The following is a 19,252-nucleotide window of genomic DNA, read 5'->3' on the forward strand; positions in this document are numbered from 1 at the left end:
AGCCAGTTGCCTGCGCTTCCAGGCGTTGCAGGCGGGAATCCAGCCGCTCCTGGTCGGCCTGGTCGCTGAGGGCCTGGTAGCCCAGGGCCGCCAAGACGCTGAGGAAGATCAACCAGAGCCACATCAGGCTCTGCACCACCACGGCGGCGGTCGATCGCTGGGCAGGTTGCGGGGCGTTCATGGCTGGCCTCCCGAAACCATGGGTGCCAGCGGGAACGTCTGCACCGCCTCGGTGGCGGGTGGCTCGGATGGGGACTCGGCGACCGCGCGATCGCCGGGCCGCTCGAAGCAGATTTGCCGTGCGCGGTCATCCGCGTGCAGTTCCCAGGCCGGGCCAGCCAGCGTGAGCAGCGCATCGCGCAAGGTCATGGGGCCGAGGTGCAGGTGTACCGCCGGCAACGGCAGCGCGTACAGCTCGATCACGGCATGCGCGGTCTGGCACAGGCCATAGCCGCTGCGTTTGAGCACGTGCCGAAGCCCATCCCCGACCGTGGCGCGGGCATCCTCGGGCATGGACACGTCGATGGTCTGCAACAACAGGTCGCGCTGCGCCGCCATGGGTGCCAGTTCGACCAGTGTGTAGCGGGCGTAGCGCACGACCGGGATGTACTCGGAAGCCTCGGGTTCAGGCGCGGCCAAGACTTCCGCGATGGTGTCGGGCGCGACCGGCGCAGTCGTCGTCGCGCAGCCACCGGCCAGCACCGACCACAGCAGGCCGAGAAATCCCGCCAGAAGGCGGCGTTCGGGATAGTGAAACCACGGTGGAGAGGGGCACATAGCTCGGCGTCCTGAAACATCCAGCCCTCACCATCGCCGCTCAGGCCGCGAGCGGCAGCAAACAATGCGAACCAGGCAGCGTCCGATTTACCGGGAGCGGCAAAAAAAACGGCCCCGAAGGGCCGTAAGTGGAACGTGTCATGCGGCGACAAGCTGCCGGGCCAGTGCGACCTCGACGGAATCGCCGTCCTGGTTCAGAACTTCGAGCCCGGATTCGGGCACGTCGCCCGAGGTGGACTGCGAGACCATGATCTTCTTGGCCATCAGCTCCAGGCAGGTCATCTGCGAGGAACCGGCGTAGCCGAGGTAGATCACGCGCACGGGCTGCTTCTGCCCGATGCGCCAGGAGCGGCGTGCCGCCTGCTGGAGCGAGTACACGTTGTAGCCCGACTGCATGAACACGATCGTCGGGAACTCCAGCAGGTCCAGCCCCGTCTTGACCAACTCGGGGTTGGTGATGAGCACGTCGATGCCACGGTCCAGTTGCTCGGCGATCCAGTCTTCGCGGCGGCTGGCATCCACGCTCGCGCGCAGCACCGCCACCTTGAAGCCTTCCTGCTCCAGCAGCACCTTCAGGCGCGACGTGGTGTCGCGCGTGCCGGTATAGACCGTGTAGGCCAGGACCTTACGGCCCCGGGCCTTCTCCTCTTTGCAGATGTCGATCAGCTCACGCTCCTTGGGGCTGATCTCGAACTCGTTGAACTGAGCCGGGACAAACGCCAAGGTGTTGCGCGTGCGCGGATGCACCACGGTCTCCGACCGGAAGCAGCAATCCGGCCAGGCCAGCAGCACGTTGAGGACCACCCCCAGCAAGGTCGTATCGCGTCGCGCCAGAGCCTGTTTCAGCTCCGCGGTCAGCCGACCCGCCAGATCGCGGTAGGCCGCGGCTTGCGCCGTGTCCATCGCGACTTCACGGAACTCCTCGTCATACGGCGGCAGGACGTTGCCACCGATGTCCTTGAGCTTGAGAAAGATCGTGAACGGCAGGATGCAGCGCAGCACGCCCTTGGGGCCGAAGCCCGGGGCCTTGACCGTGCGCACCGATACCTTGGTGCCCTTGGCCGTTTTGTGAGCCGTGCCGGTGCTCTCGGAGTAGATGTCCTTCAACACCCCGTGATCGCGCATGAACGCCATCGCAGCCGAGGTCATGCTGCCGCTCGTGGTCGGGCGGTAGCCGTCTTCGATCATCCGCCCAGGAAGGGCTCGGAACAGCAGGTGAAAGAGATCATCACCGTAGCCGCCCATCAGCGTGCCGGTCAGCAGCAAGGTCTTACGAGCCTTCGCCGCCAGCACGCCCATGGCCTGGCCCTGGGCACTGCCGCCGTTCTTGTACTCGTGGGCCTCGTCGGCGATGAGCAGGTCGAACGTGCCTTGCGGCAGGTATCTCTTGATGAACTCGGACGGTTGGTAGCCGCCCTCGCCAAAGCCGAACTCCATGTTGGCCATCGCACGCTCCATGCGCGCGGCCTGACGGTCGGAAAACACCAGCTCGCCGTTGCCATCCATCAAGTTGATGAACTCGTGGATGTTGTCGCCGAGCATCGAGGCCAGGAAGCCGTCACCGAACTTCTGCATCAGCTTCTGCGCGGTGACTTCCCCGATGGTCGGGATGCGCTTCAAGGCTTTGAGCACGGCCGAGGACTGGTCGCTGCCGGACAGGCTGCGCGGGCGGATCAGTGTCCACAGGGGCGCGGCGCAGTGGCCGCACTTCCTGCGGGACTCCTCGGCTTGGAGCGCGACCGGGTTGACCGGCTCGCCGTCGAGGTCGGTAATGACCGTGCCGCAGTCCGGGCAAGCCGCCACGTCGCCGTGGCGGGTGCGCCGCGTGGTAAAGACAGGCTTCCAGTGAAAGCCCATCCGCATCCGCACGCGCCCCAGGACGAAGAACTCCTGGCCCGTGGGCTGCACGCCCAACTGCTCGCGCAGCTTGATGAGCTTGACGAGCGTATCCGGCCCGTTGAGTACCCACACCTTGGCACCGGCCACCGTCTCCTGGATCTCGCGCCGCCACTTGTAAACCAGGTGCGGTGGCGACAGGACCAGGGTGCGGCGGTAGTCTTCGGCGTTGAGCACGGCAGCCGCGGCGATGCCGACGGTCGTCTTGCCGCAGCCCATCTCGCCATTGACGATCGCGGCGCGTTCGCCACGGTCGATCAGCAACTCGGCGGCGGCGTGGACGACTTCGGCCTGGGCTGGGAACAGCTTGCGCTTGAGGCTGGCGACGATGAGCTGCCGGTGCGCATGCGGTTGGCCGGTATAGACCGGCGGGTTGGCGCTGTTGAGGGCGTCGAGTAGTTCGTCGCCGAACTCGCCGACGAAATCCTGAAGGCTCAGGGTCAGAGGGTTGGATTCCGCGTCGAGCAGTTCGCCCTGCACGGGCGTGGCTTCAGCGGCAGTGGTTTCGAGATCGAGGGACATGGTGATGCTCCAAAGAAAAATGGGGCATGCACCACCCCCAGCGGGGCAGTGGCATGCCCCGTGGTGGGAAGAGAATCGGCGCGTGGCCGAGGGTGGTTGAAGATGCTGGCCTGGGTGGCCCGCGGATGAACCGTGCTCAGTCTTCGGACGGAAGCACGATGACGGTAGCGCTGCGCTGCGCATCGGTGACGATGCGAATGGCGAGCCCCGGATGGATCACGTAGTGCGATTCCAGCGACGCGCCCGATTGAAGCGCGCTGCTGTTCGTCTGCCATTGCTGGATGTTGACGTCGCCCCAGTCGCCACGGGTGTGGCGCCTGAAGTACGGGATCGGGTCAAGGCGACCCGCGCGGACCAGGCGGTCAACACCTCTGCTGAGGATGAGCGCCCCGATGGGGAACGCCAGCCGCTGGCAGTAGGTTTCGATGCGATGCGATGCCATGGGCTCCTCCTTGATGAGTCATTGAGCCACGACACCCCTGCCGGAGTGAAGTGGCTCCGTCAGGTGGATGAGGATGACGATGTGGGGCCTCAGATCAGGTCCCGCTCTTCGGGAAGCTGGACCACCGTGGTCTGGTGGTCCTCGCTGGTCTTGACGATCAGCGCCAGGTCCGGCGTGATCCTGAACTGCGAGATCATCAGGTTGTCCTGTTGGATCGCGACGTCGTTGGCTTGGCGGGTGGCCTCATCGATCTCACCCCAGTCCCCACGCACATGGCGCTGGACATAGGCCAAGGGGTCGATCAGGCCTCTTCGAGCGAGCCAATGCACCTTCTCGCTCAACTTCAGCGTACTCGGTGCGAACAACGGTTGCTTGTGCGGCGCAGGCCGCTTGAACGGATTGGGGAACATGGTGTTTCTCCTTCGATGTGGTACAGCAGGACGGCAGCGCGTCCGGTGGATCAGCGAATGGTCAGCACCTCGCCCCTTGTCGGGGAGCCAGGCGTCATGTCCCACGCGCGGATAACGGGCACGAACTTGTCGGTGAGGATGCGTGTCTCGGCGATGGAGCCGTCTTCGCGTTCGGTGAATTCCCGCTGGAGCGTCTTGTCCTTGTGGGTGTCACCTTTGACGACGAGCACGCGCCCGGTCTTGGAGCGCACAACCCCCGAGATCGCGCCCGCGGCCAGAGCCAGGGCGAGATGCCAGTGGGACAAGGCCCGCGCCGGTGGACGCAGCGATTGCTGCGCAGCCCCAAGGTGCGTGTCCAGAGACGGCCAGAGACCTTGCAGCCGGCCAACCTCGTCGGCGAACTGTTCGGGCTCCATCGTCACGCGGAAGAAATGCTCCGGCTCGGCCGGACTGGCGGGGACGATGTACGGCAGGAACGGCCATTCGTTCGGCAGTTCCTCGGCTTCAACGTCGCCAAGCCCAACCTGCAGCAGCAGATTGCGCACGGCCTTGGCGCCATCGGGCACCTGCTCGCGCTGGCGCACCCGGCGTCCGAAGATCACCACCTGTTTGAACTGCGTCTCCACCGCTCGGTAGATCCGCAGGTCTGCGTAGTGGCGCGTCAGCCAGCCGACCAGCTCCGCGTCGAGCACGTAGCCGGGGACGATGAAGACCAGCACGCCGCCGTATTGCAGCAGCGAGAGCGTGCGCTGGTAGAACAGTTTTTCGAGGCGGGCACGGCCCTGGCCCTGATAGCCGATGTTGCCGTTGACGTCCTTGGACAGGTCGCCATACGGTGGATTCAGCCACAGTAGTCCGAAGGACTGCTTGGAGATCATCGTGTCCATCAGGTCCGCGTGCAGGCAGTGATCGACCAGGCCGCGGGCATGGCGCGCCCGCTCGGCGTCGAATTCGACGGCGAACGCCTTGGCCTGTTCGCGCCCGAGGGCATGAGAGGCTTCGGCGATTGCCACGCCTTCACCGGCGCAGGGATCGAGGATGCACATCGGCCCGTCGCTGGGCATCAGTGCGTTGAGGGCTCTTTCGAGCGTGGGTTCGTCGGTCGGGTAGTACCCATTTTTGGCGAAATTGCGGGCGAGCCGCGGGAACATGAGAGCCATGGAAGTCTCCTGGTTGGCGGGGATGAATGACGGAAGCACGCCAAGGCGTGCCTCCGAGGGTGGGTCAAGCCGCCACCGCTTCCGGCGTCCAAATCTTGGCCGGATAGGGATAGGCGGTGAGCGCGTCACTGCGGATCAGGGAGCCCAGCGCCAAGCTCAGCGCCGGCACGTCGATGGCGAGCCGATGGCCTTCCAGCGGCCCGAGGGCGGACGGAAGGCGGGCCAGCATCTCGCGGCTTTGCAGCAGTTCCAGCACGGTCTCGCGCCAGTGGTCGAGCAGCGGCAACGGGCAGGTGTCCCGCACCAGCATCCACAGGCGGTCAAGCCGGTGGGCGCTGTCACGTGGCAGCAGTGCCAATGCGCTGGCGTTGGCCTTGTCGGGCTTGACGCAGCGCCGGTCGAACAGCCACACGTTGGACAGCGAACCGAACAGCGTTCGCCGGTAGGCGCGCGTGATGCGCTTTTCCAGGCGATCGACGTTGCCGATGAATACCGGGACGCTGCCGCCCTGGTCGGTGATGACGTGGAACTGGTCCAGTCCCTGCTCGTCGCGCCCGAGGGTCAGGCGTGCAAGGAACTGCTGGACGGCGGTGTCGCGCGCCCAGATGGACAGGAAGATCAGGTTGCCCTGGTCATCGCCGACGCAAGCGTCGGCCATAACGTCCGGGCATTCGTCGATGTGGAACAGCGTGGTGGATGAAGTGTGTGCGTGCATGGTGGTGTCCTCGATGAAATGAGGGGCAGCACCGCCCGCAGGGGCAGCGAATGCCCCGTTAGGGATGAAGGAATGCGGATAAGGTGTTCGATCCGCTTGGGCGTTCAGAACGTCTGTTCGGTGAACGAGCCGTCGGCCTGATGCTTGACTACACGGTTGCCAACGTTGCCCTCGCAGTCCTGTTGGACTTCGGTGAACATGCTTTCGGGCACGTCGATGTGGAAATGGCGCAGGACCACTCGGTAGTAGTCCAGGTAGTGGTTGAACGGGTCGCTCTCGTGCAGGTTGCTGTACAAGAAGTCGTCGCTCTCGACCTTCGCGGTATCGTCGATCAGCTCGGCCGGCTTTTCGATGAATAGGAAGAAGTAATTTGCCGGCCGGTCCCAGCCCAGTACGACGGTGATGGGAAAGCCCTTGTGAACGGTGTCGAAGTAGTGCCGACTCATGGTGATGTCCTCGGTGAATCGGAAACAGCACCGCCCCTGAGGCAGGTGCTGCCCCAAGGGGTGGAGAAAAGCCGCGCAAGCGGCGATGACGTGTGCCGGACCTCAATAGTCCGAATCGCAACCGGACGGGCAATAACCCAGTTCGATTCCGTGCGAGCAGTAGCCGTTTTCGGCGTTCCAGTCCTGGGTTTCCTGCCTTTCGGCCGGTGTGGCGTAGCCCCATTCCTGTGCGATCTGCAGCGCCTGTGCGCGTTGCTCTTCCGGCAATCGACTGGCTTGCGCGTCGATCTCCGAACTGAAAAGCGTGACCCAGTGGTCCCAGGACAGGCCACAACCACGCTGGGCGTGCTCGGCGGCTGTCTTGCAAACAGCTCGCCACGCGGGTTCACCCAGCGAAGAACGGGGTGTATCGCAATCGATGGTGGACATGATGGAGACCTCCAGAAGAAAGCCGGGGGCCTCCCCGCATAGGGAAAGAGCCCCGGCGGGTGGATGAAGAACACCGCGCATGCGGTGTCTGCGATCACGCAGGTTGCAGTTCGGCCTGGCGGCTCCACTCGTGCGTTTTGAAGTCCAGCGCGTAGCCCAGATCGCCCAGGCGGGCGATCTGCGCGCGCAGGGCGCGGCGGTCGATGGTCGAATCCAATTTCACGGAATCGCCCAGCGGCCAGAGCAAGCCGAACAAAGCAACGTCGCCCTCTTCGGTGCTGCCAGGGGCAGCCGCCGCAGCGGGCGTCGGTGCATCCACACCGAAGGGCGTGGTATCGACCAGCGGGTCCGCCGAGGCCTGCACGGGTGCGGGCTTGGCGGGTCTGGAGGCCTTGGCGGGCTTGGCCGGCGTTTCCGCAGGCTGCGTCCCCAGCTCTTCATCGAGTGGATCGACTTCCTGGGTGGCGAAGCTGCGGGCCTCATCACGACTCAGTTTGTCGATGCCGTTGAGCGTCATGCCGTCGAGGTTTGCGCGCACTTCAAACCGCGCGCCGCCCGCGACCGGATAGGACTTCGCGAAGATGTAGCGAATGACGAAATCCCCGTCGTACTTTCCTTCGGGGTACTGCTCCAACTCCGCGTCTTTAACCGCGAACTCGCCGATGGGGGTAGAAAGGCGCCCAACCGTGAACGGGCCGTTCTTGCCCCGGATGGTCCGCAACGTGAGCTGGCCCGGGACGACGATGGGTAGGGCTGATCTCGTAGGTGCCGATGTGGCTGCCATGATGGTTCTCCTTGGACGAATAGGAAAAAGGCAAGGCCCCGTGAGGGGCCGTGCCGGATCAGAACGAAGCAGCCAATGCCGGCTCCTGCTCCTCGACTGCACATTCGGGCTCGCGCTCGGCGGGCTCGGCAGATTGGTAGGAAACGGCGTCGGCGGCAGTGTCGATGGCGTTGGCGGCTTCGGACGCGGGTGCGTCCTCCGCTGGCGCTGCCTCGGCATGCGCCTGGCTCGTCGGATAGACCTGGGTGCCGTCGATCTTGATCAGACCGATGTGGACCAGCGTCGATTCCAGGCTTGCGGCCGGTTCCCCAGCGTGCTCGCCCTTGGTGCGGATGTACGGATCGATCTTCATGTCGTTCAGACGAAAGGCGATCAGCACCTTGCGATCCCCTTCGATGGCCTGCACGCATCGGCGAACCAGATGCTCGGCTTCAGGGGTGGCGACGATCGTGTCGAAGTACCGATATTCCGGTTCATCGACAGGTCCGGCCAGCGCGGCGATGGAGCACGACAGGAACGGGTCACCATCCTTGGGGGTGACGTCCTTCGGACGGTTGAGGTAGCCGATGCCACGGGTGATCAACTCGTGCTGCTCGATCGAAGCCAGTTCGGCCCGCTCGATCAGCTCGGCCTTGAGCAGTCGCGCCTTGAGGGATGCGGCGGCCTGGCCTTTCTGTTCGCCCTTGTCGCGGATGTAGGCATCGCCCCAGAGGTCGCCGAGGCGAAAGCGCACCAGCGGTCGCTGCTTGGAATCGTCAACGCCGATGTAGCGCTGAACGAGCTTCTTGGCCTCGGCACCCGAGACCTTGACGTCGAAGTAGCGGTAGCTCGGGTCCCTGGCGGGGCCGACCAGCGCGGCGATGGTGCAGGCCAGGAAGGGCTGCGCACGGCGGCCGCCCCTGACGGGCACCTCACGGACACGCTGGAGGTAGCCGATGCCCGAGGTGTGGAGGTCGAAATACGATTTCTCGTTGGAAGTGGTGTTCATGGTGAATCTCCATAGGGAAAAGCGGAGACACACCGAGCCCACGCATGCGGGGAAAGGTGCGTAACCCCGCGGTGGGTTGATAAGGCGAAAGCATCCGCCACCAGGGACTGGTGGCCGCTCGCGGATGGATGCGGTGCGAGCTGGCTCGGTCACGCAGTGGAAACTGCGCCGCAACCTCGAAGACCGATGGTTGCCTGGCATGTCGCTGACAGCGTCAGCAGGCATGGGGTCAGCATGGCCGGGCCTCGCGCGCGCGACAGCAATCAATTGGCATCCGCGCGTTTCCCTTTGTCCACGCAGCCCGGCTCAGCGCAAAAGAAAGCCCCCGGTGTGGGGGGCTGCGAGAGTCGAGTGGCGGTTGCCGCGCTATGCGGGAGGCACCACCTCCAGCGACAGATGTGTGGCGGTGGCCGACAGCATCAGGTCGTCTTCGGTGTGCAGGATGCGCGTGAATACGCCGTCCTTCGGGTCGAAGTACTCCCCGAAGTCGTCGCCGCCCAGTTCGGCGCGCGCCAGTTCCCACCAGTCGTCGAACGGGTCGGTATCCGGGTTGCAGCCGACGGCATAGGCCAGCAGCTTCACACGCCCATCCGGGCGGCGCTCTCCCTGCTCGGCGAGGAAGTACACGCCCTGGTCCTTGACCAGGATGACGCGGCATTGGCTGGCGATGGCCTCGGTCAGCACGGGGCGCAGGTCGGAGCCTTTGAATCGCAGTGACATGGTTGAAATCTCCTATGTGGAATAGAGAAAAGGCCCTCCATCCGCATGGATGGAGGGCCTGTGGGCACATGGCCCATGGGCGAAACTTCGTGGCGGGACCCACGGGTCAGCCGTAGAACCGGCAGGATTCAGTTTCCGGCGTCATGCCGGCACCGCCTGGCGCTGCCGGGTAGCCTTGGCGTCGATCACGCTCACATCGATCAGGCGCCAACGTCCGTCGTCGATGAGTCGCTCCAGCACTTCGCCGAGCATGTCGAAATACACCTCGTCATGCCGATCGACCAATTCGCCGTCGCGATGCAGCTCCACCACGTAGGTGTCGCCGCCTCGGTCGTACAGCACCGTCACCCGGCCCTCGAACTTCGCGGTCGAGACCGTGAAGCTGATCGCCGGAGGCGTCTCGATGATCTTGGACGGCGTCGGATCGACCCAGGTGAAATCCCGGGCACCCGCATCGACCAGCATGTGGGTGATGCGCCGGAAGCCATCGGGCGCCGGCATTTCCTCCAACTGCTGGATGAGCTGACCCAGCTCCATGCACTGCGGCTCGGGAATGGGCAGCTTGGCCGGCGCGGAGCCGAGGATGTGCGTCTTGACGGTGTAGGGAATGCCGTCGGACGTCATCTCGGTGCGCTCTTCCGGCGTGTCCGCCCGCAGCCCATCGAAACGGCGCCGTGCGTAGGGTTGGACATGCACCTTGGCGCCTTCGTCGGGGACGGTGGTCACCAGCTTGGAATCGAGCACAGCGAACTCGCTCGGCTTGAGCTTGACGACGATGGCATCGTCGGTGATGGCGACTACCTTCCCGTCGAAGGGCTGGGGGTCGACGGCGAAGCCCAATGTCGAAGATTGCGGCTGATCGTCGAACACGCGGTACTTGAACGACCGCACGTTGCGGGGCACGTGGCCTGCGACTAGCGAAGGCATCATGGATTTGATGAGGGAACGGTCCATGGGAATCTCCTTGAGGAAGAAACAAGGGATTCCCCGCCCGCAAGGGAGAGGTCCCTTGTGGGTGGTGTGGATGGACGCGGTACGTCCGTGGAAAACATCGACCAGCACGGCTTCCCGTGCTTGCAGCCTTGAAGGTCTTGGCTGCCTGGGCATGTGTCGGCAACGCCGACGAACATGGGGCAAGAATGGCCCGGGAGTAAGCGGCCCGCTTGCAGGAAACGGCACCCCATCGCACCCGCTTTCCAGCGCTGCGGGCGAGAAAAAGCCCCTCGAAAGGGGCTTGGGGGTCAGGCTTCGTACACGAAGTAGTGTTCTCGCTGACGCGGGAAGAACACGTGCTTCCACGTGTCGCCGCTTGTGTTGCCACCGTCGAATACGACCATTTCGTAGTCGTCAATGTCGGTGTCCACCAGATCGGCGCTGTCGATATGGCGCATGTGCAGCGTACCGCTCATGCGCTCGAACACCAGGATCTGGCCGATGGCGTCGTCCTGGCTCATGGCGTTGACGCAGGCTCCAAGCTGATTCTCGAAGTCGGGCGTGGGCAAGATGAGATCGGGGAACATGAGATTGCTCCTATGGAATTGAACCAGCCCGGCTCCTGGTGGGAGGCGGGCTGGCATATGGGGGATAAAGGGGAAGGCTTGCGCGTCGCGTGTCTGCTAGGTCTCGGCCAGTGGCAAGCCCAGTAGCGCGGGTGCGTCGGCATCGAGGATGAGGATGCGCACATCTGCCTGGCCGGCCAGTTCAAGGATGTTCGCCAGGTCGTCAGGCATGCCCTTGTCGCGGTGCTCCTGTCGAAGCTGCTCAGCACTGATGCCCTCGGCATATTCCAGGTTCTTGTCTGTCCAGGGCGTGGAGATCAGCTTGACGCCAATCGCCGGGCTGTACGGAACCCGAAAGGCGATGAACAGAAAAGCCTCCGGCGTGGCGAGGTCTGCCAGGTTGGCGAGGTACTGGCCGGTTTCCTGGCAGATGTGCGCGCTGCTGACTTCCCAGCACCGGCTGTAATAGCCGGTCTCGAAACTCAACCGCTGCACCACGTCTCGCGCGGCTTCGGCCGAATAGGTATCACCGACATGGACCGGGCGGCCGTCGAGGTCGTCGCCATGGATGGCATAGACCACGGCGCCCACCACGCCTTCGCCGTTGATGCCTTCAACAGCATCACATTCAGCAATCAGCTCGTCGCTGATGGCGTCAGTGCCGCTTTTGATCAACGCGAAGTCGCTGGTGACGATGCAAGGCGATGAGATCAGGTCGTTGTCGGAAAGATGCGCTTGGCTCGTGTGGATGGATCGCCAGACATGCGGGCTTCCGTCCCCGTAGCAGATGCACAGCGTTCGGACGACTCTCAGATTCCAGTAGCCGCGTACAAAGGGATTGGGATTCTGGGTCATGGAATTTCTCCAGATTGAATAATGGAGCCAATTCCCGCCACCGGGAATTGAACCCCGGTGGGTTGAAAGTGGAAAAAGCGTCAGGCGGCACTGATCGAGGGCTTTGGGCCAATCGGCGCAGGCTGACGGAAGAAAAATCGAGGGACATGGCCGCGTGGACGCATGTCCCTCATGGGCAGTGAACAAAAAGACGGTGGTATGCCGCAGACCGGCTCACCAACCGCTGTAGTTCACCAACAGATCGGCGATGACCTTGCGGCGTTGCAGATCGAGACCATCGAAGTCCGACAGTCCTTGGAAGTGGCAGCGCTTGAGCATGGCACCGCCCTCGCGCGCGTTGTAGAAGCTGAACATGGCGGACAGGAACATGCGTTCCCCGCTGCTCAGGACGCCGAGTGCGTCGTTGGCACGCAGCATGTCGGGACGCAGATCCCACTTGCTCTTTGCCTGGTTCAGGCCTTCGCGCGTGCCGTCGCCAAACCATTGCGGGCCTGCGATCTCGACGCCGCGCTTCCAGACCTCGAAGAAGGCTTGGGGCGCGGCGGCGAAATGCTGCTCTTCCCGCATGATCTGATCGACGACTTCCTGGGGCAAAAGCTGGTTCATGACGTGGTTCCTCCAGTTGGATCAGGGTGTGGCGAGCTGGGACCAGCCGCCTCTTTCGAGGGCACGTTGAGCCGCGGCATAGCTGCGGAAGTACTGGCAGGATTCCCGCGAAACGGGACCTTCTGTATCGCGCGTGCCGATGTAGTGGCCGGCGGCGCTATGCAGGATTTCGAGCGGCAGGAACTTGCCGCAATGGATCAAGGCCAACTGGCCGAAAGAGGCTTGCTGGGACATGGACGGGCTCCTTGGAAAAAGCGGGGCCTCGTCCCTCACGGGATGGCAGCTCCCGCACGCGGTTGAGAAAAAAGCATCGGCGTCACGGGTGACGCGCGTCCGCAGACTCGATGCGATGGCGGACTGGCGGGTAGCGCGGAAAGAATCCGCGGCAGCCTGGAAACTCTGGCTGCTGGCATGGTGCTGACGAATCAGCGACACATGCGGGCAGCTTCATGCGCGAGGCGAGCCGCGTCAGCCGGAAATCGGCATTTGCAACAGCCCCGATTGGCGAACGCGGAAAAAAGAAAGCCCCGCAATAAGTGCGGGGCTGTCAGGAGGATGAGGCGAAACTGGGTCAGCGAGGCCTGTCGCCCAGTACATGCTGCTTCCACAGGGCGAATGCCTCATCCGGTCCCAGCTCTGCGAGGATGACGATGGGCTGGCCCCGACGGGCACGCAGCGATGCGAAATACGCTGGCCGGTCGGCGATGGCGTTGAGCTTGATGCCCTTTAGGAACAGCAACTGGCGGGGGCGAACTTTGGTGGTAACGCAGGCATGATTGCGCTTGTTTGGGGCAAAAGGGCCAGCGAAGCGGGCGGACACGGCCAGAAAACCGCGACGAACTACTTGTACTTGCCAGGCGAGGCGAACGGGTGACATCAGCATATCGCTATGCGGTAAAGAAGACCGTCCTAAAGCTTGCAGGATCCCGGCATAGCTTCATCATCACCTCTCCGTGACGGCTCATTGGAACGAAAAAGGCCAGCATCGCCGTGATGGACTTTCATAATTGCCAGGTCAACTGGCTTGCGTGCTGTTTATTCACAGCAAGGCATTGCGACGTCGTTGCAGCAATCGCCGCCATCGCAACAGGGCGTTGCAGCAAAAGCGGCGGTGGGCGCTAGCATGAGGGCCAAGCCGCGGCCGCTCATGCTGGGGGCCGTTCTCTTCAGATTGGTGTCCTGCACCGTGTGCATTGCGAATTTCCGGATCGTCCCAATGTCACTGGGACTCCTTTGTGGCGGCCGGGTTCTCCACGCTCATGAACGACTGGGCCACCAGCGCGATCGCCCCGCCCACGATGGCCATGTCAGCGATGTTGAAGGCGGGCCAGTGCCAGCCGTGCAGGTGAAAGTCGATGTAGTCGATAACGTGCCCGCGCGTGGCGCGGTCGAACGCGTTGCCCAATGCGCCGCCCAGAATGAGGCTGTACGAAAGGCCTTCCGTTTTGCGCAGCGGCCGGGAGAGCAGCCATGCGAGCCATGCCGATATTGCGAACGCGATCGCCAGAAAAAACCACCGCTGCCAGCCGCCCGCGCCAGCAAGGAAGCTGAACGCCGCGCCGGGATTGAGAGCGTGAACTAGGTTGAAGAATGACGCCACCTCGTGCGACCAACCCAAGGGAGTTGTCGCGTCAATGTAGCTCTTAGCTGCCTGATCGCCGGCGAATATAACGATCGCGAGTGAGTACCACTGCGTCTTGCGAAGAGATGGTTCATCCATTGTTCATGCCGCCTTGAACTTCAGGAGGCGCAGCCCATTGACGACAACCAAAAGACTTGCCCCCATGTCAGCGAACACAGCCATCCACATGGTGGCATGCCCTGTGAACGTCAACGCAAGGAACACCGCCTTGATGCCAAGGGCCAGAACGATGTTCTGCGTGAGGATCGCCGCAGTGCTACGCGACAGCCGGATGAAGGCGGGGATCTTGCGCAGGTCGTCGTCCATCAGGGCGACGTCGGCTGTTTCGATCGCGGTGTCGGTGCCGGCCGCGCCCATGGCGAAGCCGATGTCGGCACGGGCGAGCGCGGGCGAATCGTTGATGCCGTCGCCCACCATGCCCACCTGGCCCTCGCCGCCGACCAGGCTTTCGATGGTCTTGAGCTTGTCTTCGGGCAGTTGGTCACCACGGGCTTCAGAGATTCCGACCTGGGCAGCGATGGCCGCGGCCGTGTGCTGGTTGTCCCCCGTCAGCATCAGCGTGCGCACACCCAGCGCCTGCAGGTCGGCCACCGCCTCACGGCTGGTTTCCTTCACGGTGTCGGCCACTGCAAAAATGCCGAGCACGGTCGCATCGTCCATCAGCAGGATCGCTGTCTTGCCTTGGCGCTCCAGGGTCTCCAGCCGAGCCTGGAGCGTCGCTTCGCTCAGGCCCAGCTCCTGGGCGAGCCTGTGGTTGCCCATGTGCAACATGCGCCCGGCGACGCGGCCGCGCACGCCGCGGCCAGGCAGCGCCGCGAAGTCGTCGACCTCGTGCAGCGCGATGCCGTCACGGTTCGCCTTGCGGGCGATGGCCTGAGACACAGGATGGTCCGAGCGTGCCGCGAGGCTTGCGGCCCAGGCGGCAACTTCCTGCGCCTCGCCGATCAGCGGCACGAAGTCGGTCTGCTCGGGCTTGCCATGTGTGAGTGTGCCGGTCTTGTCCAGGGCCAACGCCTTGAGCTTGCGCCCGCCCTCCAGGTAGACGCCACCCTTGATCAGGATGCCGCGTCGGGCGGCAGCGGCCAAGCCGCTGACGATGGTGACCGGCGTGGAGATGACCAGAGCGCAGGGGCAGGCGATCACCAGCAGTACCAGGGCCTTGTAGACCCAGTCAAACCATGCGCCGCCGAAGGCGAGCGGCGGCACGACGGCAACCAGCACGGACACCGCGAACACCGCCGGCGTGTAGACGCGGGCGAACTGGTCGACGAAGCGCTGCGTGGGCGCACGGCTGCCCTGCGCGGACTCCACGGCATGGATGATGCGCGCGAGCGTCGAGTCGCTGGCGCCTGCGGTCACCTTGTATTCGAAAGAGCCGGTCTCATTGATGGTTCCGGCGAAGACCTGGTCACCTTCGGCCTTCTCGACGGGCAGGCTCTCGCCGGTGATGGGCGCCTGGTTGATGGCCGATCGACCCGAGGTGATCAGGCCGTCCAGTGCGATGCGCTCGCCAGGACGCACGCGGACCACCGCGCCCTTTGCGACCTCCTTGGCCGGCAGCTCTGTCCATGAGCCATCGGCCTGCCGCACGGTCGCGGTCTCGGGCGCCAAGTCCATCAGCCCCCGAATGGCGTTGCGGGCGCGGTCCAGCGACTTCGCCTCGATCACTTCCGCCAACGCGAACAGGAACATGACCATGGCGGCCTCCGGCCAGTGGCCGATCGCCATGCCGCCGGTGACCGCGATGGCCATCAGGGCGTTCATGTTCAGGTTGAGGTTCTTCAGCGCGATCCAGCCCTTCTTGTAGGTGCTGAGGCCGCCGGTGAAGATCGAAACCAGTGCCAGCACGATCACGGCCCAATGATTGCCGTCGTTGACCCAGTACACGCCTTCGGCGGCCACCGCCGCAACGCCCGAAACCGCCATCGGCCACCAATTGGTCTTGTGCGCGGCCACCGGGGCATCGCGCGGCTCATCAGTCCTCTGGACCTCGGCTTCCATGCCCAGCGATTCGATGGCTTCGACTGCCGGCTTGATCGCGTCGGGTGTGTGCCGAACCGTGAGCGTGCGCTGCATCAGGTTGAAATCCATTCCCTGCACGCCCGGCATGCCTTGCAGCTTGCCGCGGATCAGACTTTCCTCGGTCGGACAGTCCATCTTCGCGATGCGAAGTACCGTGGTGGCTGTCTGCATGTCCTGCCGCGCAGCCTGCATTCCAATGGAAGCAAGCGCCTTCTCGATCGGCGCTGAGGTCGCCAGCGTGTGCTGGACTCCCAGCACACGCTGCATCAGATTGAAGTCGAGCGCGGTCACACCCGGCAGCTTGCCCAGCCGGTCGCGGATCAGCGCTTCTTCCGTCGGGCAATCCATGTTCTCGATCCGGTACGTCACCCGCTCGCCGATCGGCGGCGCGGAAACGGCAGCGGTTGGTTGCTGCTGCAGGGCCGAGGATGGGATCACAGCCGCGGCTTCGATCGGCCCCGTGTGGCCGAAGGTCTGCTCCTTGGCGCGCATGCCGATCGAGGCCAGGACCTGCTCCATCTGCGCGCGTGCCTGAGCGAGGTGTTTCACCGACAGGGTGCGCTCAGCGAGGTCGAAGTCGAGGTCCTGAATTCCCTCGACTGCCCCGAGGTGCGAGCGGATGAGTTTCTCCTCGCTCGGGCAGTCCATGTTCTCGATGCGGTAGGTGGTCGACACGGCGGCGTCTCGGACAGCCTGAGCCTTCATGCCCACCGAATTCAGCGCTTGCTCCAAGGCATCGGCCGAGACTTCGCGGTGCGAAATGGTCAACAAACGCTGCGGAAGATCGAACAGGAGCCGCTCGACACCGGGCATGCCCTCCAGCGTTCGCCGCACCAGTGCTTCCTCATTGCGGCAATCCATGTTGCTCACGTGGAAAACGGTGGTTTCAGTGCTGGCCTGCTCACTGGCGCACGCCGTCTGTTGGCCATTGCCGCCGGAGCAGGCGCATGGGCTGGAAGGTTCTTTGTTCATAGATCGCTCTTCATTGACAAGGTTTTCCCCGGATGCCATCATTAGAAAACCTCTAGTAGATATAGAGTCAAGTTTTTTATAGGAAGCAACCATGATGCGGATCGGTGAACTGGGCAAGAAGGCAGATTGCTTGGTGCAGACCGTGCGCTTTTACGAGTCAGAAGGCTTGCTGCCCGAGCCTGCACGTAGCGAGGGCAACTTCAGGCTCTATGACGAAGTCCATTTGCAGCGCTTGCTGTTCATCCGCCGCTGCCGGGCGAAGGACATGACGCTGGATGAGATCCGTCAACTGCTGAACTTACGGGATCGGCCAGAGTTGGGCTGCGGCGAGGTGAACGCGCTGGTCGACGCTCATATCGCGCAAGTGCGGACCAAGATGAAGGAATTGCGCGCCTTGGAGCGCGAGTTAATGGATCTGCGACGCTCCTGCGATAGCGCCCGAACCTCGCGCGAGTGCGGCATTCTCAACAGCTTGGCCGAGCCCGCCTGAAGCTCGAGCGTGTCATCGGTGCTGGAAGTGATCGGGTCCAGTTCTGAGAGCCACGTGCCGCGCTCCATCATGCGAAAGCGCGCGGTTCTGACGTTTTGAGACGGCGTGCGACCGAGGGCGTGGCCCACAGGAGCCAGCGCGAGCCGGACGACCTGCGCGCCGCAATCTCCGCCACCTTACGGGTTCTCCAGGCCAGACCGAGCATCGCGGCGTGGCTGCGCAGGTGCAGGTGCAGGCCAAGGTAGCAGTGCGCCACGACGCGGCCCGACTCATGGGCACGCCACGCAACTCGCGATCGCTTCGCAAGAAGCCGCAAGGCCCGACTCGCGCAAGAATGCGACGTGGGCAAGATCGTATAGCCAGCAGCGCAAGCGTTTGCCGCTGCTGGCCGGCTCCGGAAGGGATAGACAAGCTGCGGGCCGTAGTCCATTGGAAAGTCCATCTTTCTTGAGTGTCACTCTTTGGCGCCCAGCGTGTGCTTTTGCGACCGGAAAGCGCTGAACAAGTGGCCCCCGGGCATCCAGAAATCGCCGTAGTTGACTTGGGCGTCTTCGTGCTCACGCTTGTGATGCCAGCGATGGGCTTCAGCCACCCCGATCAACAATCCCAACGGCCCGACCCGGTATCCCAGATTGGAGTGCTGGAAGGCCAGATGCACGACCAAGAAGCCGAGCCATGCGCCGACGGCCAACCACAGCTTGGAACGCCGCTACTGGCTCAACGGGGAGTGGAAAGGCCGCCCGCCCTCTAGCAAGGCGGCACAAGCGAGCGCGACGATCACTGTGAGTAGCTCCGTCGGAAAAGACGGCCGGCCGGTCGCGAGCTCGCCGAAGAGCACAACCGCAGTGGCGCCACGGATCAGTGGATAGCAGCCATACCGGATGACAGTCGCAATGAAGGGGGCGCATTGGTGCTCATCTGTTCTGTCCTAAAGCTCTGACTGGATTGGAAAACCTTCTAGCTACGGTAGAGTCAAGGGCGTCCGGGAAGACCCTGTGGCAAGTTCGTTGCATCTGCGCCTTGACTCTCCAGCCGCTACAGGCTTCAGCATCCATCGATTTGGAAGGAACAATGCATGGCTGAAAACCACAGAAATCACGAAAACGACGAGTTGGGCCGCCTAGATGCGAGCGATGCGAAGGACCGAAAGATTCTTCTGACTGTGTTGCTGATCAACCTGACGCAGTCCGCCGCCGGCATTGCCCTTGGCATCTGGGCTGGCTCTACGGCGCTGATGGGCGCCGGGTTGGACAACCTCGCCGATGCGTCGGTCTATGCGGTTAGCCTGTATGCCGTCGGTCGTGCGGCAACGGTCAAGGTGGGCGCGGCCCGCTTGTCGGGTTTCTTGCTAATCGGCCTGGCCGCGCTGCTGCTGTTGGAAGTCCTACGCCGCTTCGCTGGAGGGGAAGAGCCTGTCGGCCCAGCCATGATGGCCATGGCCGCGCTGAACGCGGCTTTGAACCTAGTGTGCCTCAGACTACTGCGCCGCCATCGCGGGGAAGATGTGAACTTCAAGGCGTCAGCGATCTTTACCAGCAACGACTCCATCGTCAATGGTGCGATTGTGCTGTCCGGGGTGCTGGTGATGGGGTTCGGGTCGAACATCCCGGATCTGGTGCTGGGCGTCATCGTGGCCGCAATCGCAGCGAATGGGGGGCGGGAAATCCTGCGCGAAGCATCGGAAACAGCTCGCCGTAAGGCGGGCACATAAGGCATGTTTTCGCCCAGTTCATCCCGAGGTTTACCTCTGCAAAAGAGGTAGTCCAGCCTTTGGGCTACGGCCTCGGCTGCAGCCGAGCGTACCATTGGCGATGGCCGCGCGATAGGCGGGCATGCCGTTCTCGACCTCCGTCTGCCGTACAGCAGCGGTGCGCAAG

At 63.6% G+C, this 19,252-nt stretch carries 23 protein-coding genes and 1 pseudogene; 2 read left to right on the forward strand and 22 right to left on the reverse strand.

Annotated elements, in window-relative coordinates; genetic code table 11:
* The 20 genes and pseudogenes from AC0Z6F_RS21680 to AC0Z6F_RS21775 all read right to left on the reverse strand — a co-directional run.
* Positions 1 to 181 (reverse strand): annotated as a pseudogene (locus AC0Z6F_RS21680) (hypothetical protein); the annotation flags it as partial.
* Positions 178 to 777, reverse strand: coding sequence for a PFGI-1 class ICE element type IV pilus protein PilL2 (gene pilL2, locus AC0Z6F_RS21685; protein WP_003098890.1), 600 nt, complete (start codon positions 775 to 777; stop codon positions 178 to 180). The gene pilL2 and the pseudogene AC0Z6F_RS21680, both read right to left, overlap by 4 nt.
* A 138-nt stretch (positions 778 to 915) precedes the next feature.
* Complete coding sequence (locus AC0Z6F_RS21690) at positions 916 to 3,195, reverse strand: helicase-related protein (RefSeq protein WP_180889225.1); 2,280 nt, start codon at positions 3,193 to 3,195, stop codon at positions 916 to 918.
* A gap of 136 nt (positions 3,196 to 3,331) precedes the next feature.
* Entirely contained in the window at positions 3,332 to 3,637 is a 306-nt protein-coding gene (locus AC0Z6F_RS21695; RefSeq protein ID WP_180889224.1) for a hypothetical protein, read from the reverse strand.
* An 89-nt stretch (positions 3,638 to 3,726) separates the two neighbouring features.
* The gene (locus AC0Z6F_RS21700; RefSeq protein ID WP_180889223.1) at positions 3,727 to 4,047 is read right to left on the reverse strand and encodes a methyltransferase; all 321 of its coding nucleotides are present in this window, start codon (positions 4,045 to 4,047) and stop codon (positions 3,727 to 3,729) included.
* A 50-nt stretch (positions 4,048 to 4,097) separates the two neighbouring features.
* Positions 4,098 to 5,231, reverse strand: a complete 1,134-nt coding sequence (locus AC0Z6F_RS21705; RefSeq protein WP_343205059.1) for a DUF6094 domain-containing protein — start codon at positions 5,229 to 5,231, stop codon at positions 4,098 to 4,100.
* A gap of 40 nt (positions 5,232 to 5,271) precedes the next feature.
* Positions 5,272 to 5,922 carry a hypothetical protein gene (locus AC0Z6F_RS21710; RefSeq protein WP_008266552.1) on the reverse strand — a complete coding sequence of 217 codons (651 nt, stop codon included), beginning with the start codon at positions 5,920 to 5,922 and terminating at the stop codon, positions 5,272 to 5,274.
* Between the two features lie 104 nt (positions 5,923 to 6,026).
* Positions 6,027 to 6,368, reverse strand: a complete 342-nt coding sequence (locus tag AC0Z6F_RS21715) for a hypothetical protein (protein WP_006226014.1) — start codon at positions 6,366 to 6,368, stop codon at positions 6,027 to 6,029.
* Between the two features lie 102 nt (positions 6,369 to 6,470).
* Positions 6,471 to 6,797, reverse strand: coding sequence for a hypothetical protein (locus AC0Z6F_RS21720; RefSeq protein WP_006226013.1), 327 nt, complete (start codon positions 6,795 to 6,797; stop codon positions 6,471 to 6,473).
* Positions 6,798 to 6,891: 94 nt separating this feature from the next.
* A complete protein-coding gene (locus tag AC0Z6F_RS21725) occupies positions 6,892 to 7,581 on the reverse strand; it encodes a DUF3275 family protein (protein WP_180889220.1) in 690 nt (229 codons plus the stop codon).
* Between the two features lie 58 nt (positions 7,582 to 7,639).
* Positions 7,640 to 8,569: a DUF3577 domain-containing protein gene (locus tag AC0Z6F_RS21730; protein WP_006226011.1), complete on the reverse strand. Its 930-nt coding sequence runs from the start codon at positions 8,567 to 8,569 to the stop codon at positions 7,640 to 7,642.
* 366 nt (positions 8,570 to 8,935) lie between these two features.
* Positions 8,936 to 9,289 (reverse strand): DUF3085 domain-containing protein, encoded by a 354-nt coding sequence (locus AC0Z6F_RS21735; RefSeq protein ID WP_006226010.1) that lies wholly within the window; start codon positions 9,287 to 9,289, stop codon positions 8,936 to 8,938.
* Between the two features lie 141 nt (positions 9,290 to 9,430).
* Positions 9,431 to 10,243, reverse strand: a complete 813-nt coding sequence (locus AC0Z6F_RS21740; RefSeq protein ID WP_006226009.1) for a hypothetical protein — start codon at positions 10,241 to 10,243, stop codon at positions 9,431 to 9,433.
* Positions 10,244 to 10,530: 287 nt separating this feature from the next.
* Positions 10,531 to 10,809, reverse strand: coding sequence for a hypothetical protein (locus tag AC0Z6F_RS21745; protein WP_003108989.1), 279 nt, complete (start codon positions 10,807 to 10,809; stop codon positions 10,531 to 10,533).
* Positions 10,810 to 10,905: 96 nt separating this feature from the next.
* Positions 10,906 to 11,643, reverse strand: a complete 738-nt coding sequence (locus AC0Z6F_RS21750) for a DUF5983 family protein (RefSeq protein ID WP_003098947.1) — start codon at positions 11,641 to 11,643, stop codon at positions 10,906 to 10,908.
* A gap of 213 nt (positions 11,644 to 11,856) precedes the next feature.
* Positions 11,857 to 12,249: a hypothetical protein gene (locus tag AC0Z6F_RS21755; RefSeq protein ID WP_003098949.1), complete on the reverse strand. Its 393-nt coding sequence runs from the start codon at positions 12,247 to 12,249 to the stop codon at positions 11,857 to 11,859.
* A 21-nt stretch (positions 12,250 to 12,270) separates the two neighbouring features.
* Complete coding sequence (locus AC0Z6F_RS21760) at positions 12,271 to 12,483, reverse strand: hypothetical protein (protein WP_003116833.1); 213 nt, start codon at positions 12,481 to 12,483, stop codon at positions 12,271 to 12,273.
* A gap of 337 nt (positions 12,484 to 12,820) precedes the next feature.
* Positions 12,821 to 13,132: a hypothetical protein gene (locus AC0Z6F_RS21765; RefSeq protein WP_003108988.1), complete on the reverse strand. Its 312-nt coding sequence runs from the start codon at positions 13,130 to 13,132 to the stop codon at positions 12,821 to 12,823.
* A 336-nt stretch (positions 13,133 to 13,468) separates the two neighbouring features.
* Positions 13,469 to 13,969, reverse strand: a complete 501-nt coding sequence (gene lspA / locus AC0Z6F_RS21770; RefSeq protein WP_003098955.1) for a signal peptidase II — start codon at positions 13,967 to 13,969, stop codon at positions 13,469 to 13,471.
* 3 nt (positions 13,970 to 13,972) lie between these two features.
* Entirely contained in the window at positions 13,973 to 16,885 is a 2,913-nt protein-coding gene (locus AC0Z6F_RS21775) for a heavy metal translocating P-type ATPase (protein ID WP_003098961.1), read from the reverse strand.
* A gap of 91 nt (positions 16,886 to 16,976) precedes the next feature.
* Between AC0Z6F_RS21775 and cadR the strand changes: the two genes are divergently transcribed.
* Complete coding sequence (gene cadR, locus AC0Z6F_RS21780; protein WP_003098965.1) at positions 16,977 to 17,375, forward strand: Cd(II)/Pb(II)-responsive transcriptional regulator; 399 nt, start codon at positions 16,977 to 16,979, stop codon at positions 17,373 to 17,375.
* 67 nt (positions 17,376 to 17,442) lie between these two features.
* On the opposite strand, the gene AC0Z6F_RS21785 is transcribed toward cadR, so the two are convergent.
* Positions 17,443 to 17,817 (reverse strand): DUF3703 domain-containing protein, encoded by a 375-nt coding sequence (locus AC0Z6F_RS21785; protein WP_055312603.1) that lies wholly within the window; start codon positions 17,815 to 17,817, stop codon positions 17,443 to 17,445.
* A gap of 12 nt (positions 17,818 to 17,829) precedes the next feature.
* The gene (locus AC0Z6F_RS21790; protein ID WP_014747696.1) at positions 17,830 to 18,039 is read right to left on the reverse strand and encodes a sterol desaturase family protein; all 210 of its coding nucleotides are present in this window, start codon (positions 18,037 to 18,039) and stop codon (positions 17,830 to 17,832) included.
* Positions 18,040 to 18,450: 411 nt separating this feature from the next.
* On the opposite strand from AC0Z6F_RS21790, the gene AC0Z6F_RS21795 reads away from it, so the two are divergent.
* Positions 18,451 to 19,086, forward strand: coding sequence for a cation efflux transmembrane domain-containing protein (locus AC0Z6F_RS21795; protein WP_003098972.1), 636 nt, complete (start codon positions 18,451 to 18,453; stop codon positions 19,084 to 19,086).
* Positions 19,087 to 19,252: the final 166 nt, after the last annotated feature.

This window comes from Stenotrophomonas sp. 1L-E-5-B-C3 (assembly GCF_057292075.1).

Excerpts from the sequence above, each read along its gene's own strand:
- AC0Z6F_RS21710 (WP_008266552.1), bottom strand. The coding sequence starts at position 5,922 with ATGCACGCACACACTTCATCCACCACGCTGTTCCACATCGACGAATGC.
- AC0Z6F_RS21720 (WP_006226013.1), bottom strand. The coding sequence starts at position 6,797 with ATGTCCACCATCGATTGCGATACACCCCGTTCTTCGCTGGGTGAACCC.
- AC0Z6F_RS21745 (WP_003108989.1), bottom strand. The coding sequence starts at position 10,809 with ATGTTCCCCGATCTCATCTTGCCCACGCCCGACTTCGAGAATCAGCTT.
- lspA (WP_003098955.1), bottom strand. The coding sequence starts at position 13,969 with ATGGATGAACCATCTCTTCGCAAGACGCAGTGGTACTCACTCGCGATC.
- AC0Z6F_RS21795 (WP_003098972.1), top strand. The coding sequence starts at position 18,451 with ATGGCTGAAAACCACAGAAATCACGAAAACGACGAGTTGGGCCGCCTA.
- pilL2 (WP_003098890.1), bottom strand. The coding sequence starts at position 777 with ATGTGCCCCTCTCCACCGTGGTTTCACTATCCCGAACGCCGCCTTCTG.
- AC0Z6F_RS21775 (WP_003098961.1), bottom strand. The coding sequence starts at position 16,885 with ATGAACAAAGAACCTTCCAGCCCATGCGCCTGCTCCGGCGGCAATGGC.
- AC0Z6F_RS21690 (WP_180889225.1), bottom strand. The coding sequence starts at position 3,195 with ATGTCCCTCGATCTCGAAACCACTGCCGCTGAAGCCACGCCCGTGCAG.
- AC0Z6F_RS21695 (WP_180889224.1), bottom strand. The coding sequence starts at position 3,637 with ATGGCATCGCATCGCATCGAAACCTACTGCCAGCGGCTGGCGTTCCCC.
- AC0Z6F_RS21725 (WP_180889220.1), bottom strand. The coding sequence starts at position 7,581 with ATGGCAGCCACATCGGCACCTACGAGATCAGCCCTACCCATCGTCGTC.
- AC0Z6F_RS21760 (WP_003116833.1), bottom strand. The coding sequence starts at position 12,483 with ATGTCCCAGCAAGCCTCTTTCGGCCAGTTGGCCTTGATCCATTGCGGC.
- AC0Z6F_RS21730 (WP_006226011.1), bottom strand. The coding sequence starts at position 8,569 with ATGAACACCACTTCCAACGAGAAATCGTATTTCGACCTCCACACCTCG.
- AC0Z6F_RS21755 (WP_003098949.1), bottom strand. The coding sequence starts at position 12,249 with ATGAACCAGCTTTTGCCCCAGGAAGTCGTCGATCAGATCATGCGGGAA.
- AC0Z6F_RS21765 (WP_003108988.1), bottom strand. The coding sequence starts at position 13,132 with ATGCTGATGTCACCCGTTCGCCTCGCCTGGCAAGTACAAGTAGTTCGT.
- AC0Z6F_RS21700 (WP_180889223.1), bottom strand. The coding sequence starts at position 4,047 with ATGTTCCCCAATCCGTTCAAGCGGCCTGCGCCGCACAAGCAACCGTTG.
- AC0Z6F_RS21740 (WP_006226009.1), bottom strand. The coding sequence starts at position 10,243 with ATGGACCGTTCCCTCATCAAATCCATGATGCCTTCGCTAGTCGCAGGC.
- AC0Z6F_RS21750 (WP_003098947.1), bottom strand. The coding sequence starts at position 11,643 with ATGACCCAGAATCCCAATCCCTTTGTACGCGGCTACTGGAATCTGAGA.
- cadR (WP_003098965.1), top strand. The coding sequence starts at position 16,977 with ATGATGCGGATCGGTGAACTGGGCAAGAAGGCAGATTGCTTGGTGCAG.
- AC0Z6F_RS21715 (WP_006226014.1), bottom strand. The coding sequence starts at position 6,368 with ATGAGTCGGCACTACTTCGACACCGTTCACAAGGGCTTTCCCATCACC.
- AC0Z6F_RS21785 (WP_055312603.1), bottom strand. The coding sequence starts at position 17,817 with ATGGACTTTCCAATGGACTACGGCCCGCAGCTTGTCTATCCCTTCCGG.
- AC0Z6F_RS21735 (WP_006226010.1), bottom strand. The coding sequence starts at position 9,289 with ATGTCACTGCGATTCAAAGGCTCCGACCTGCGCCCCGTGCTGACCGAG.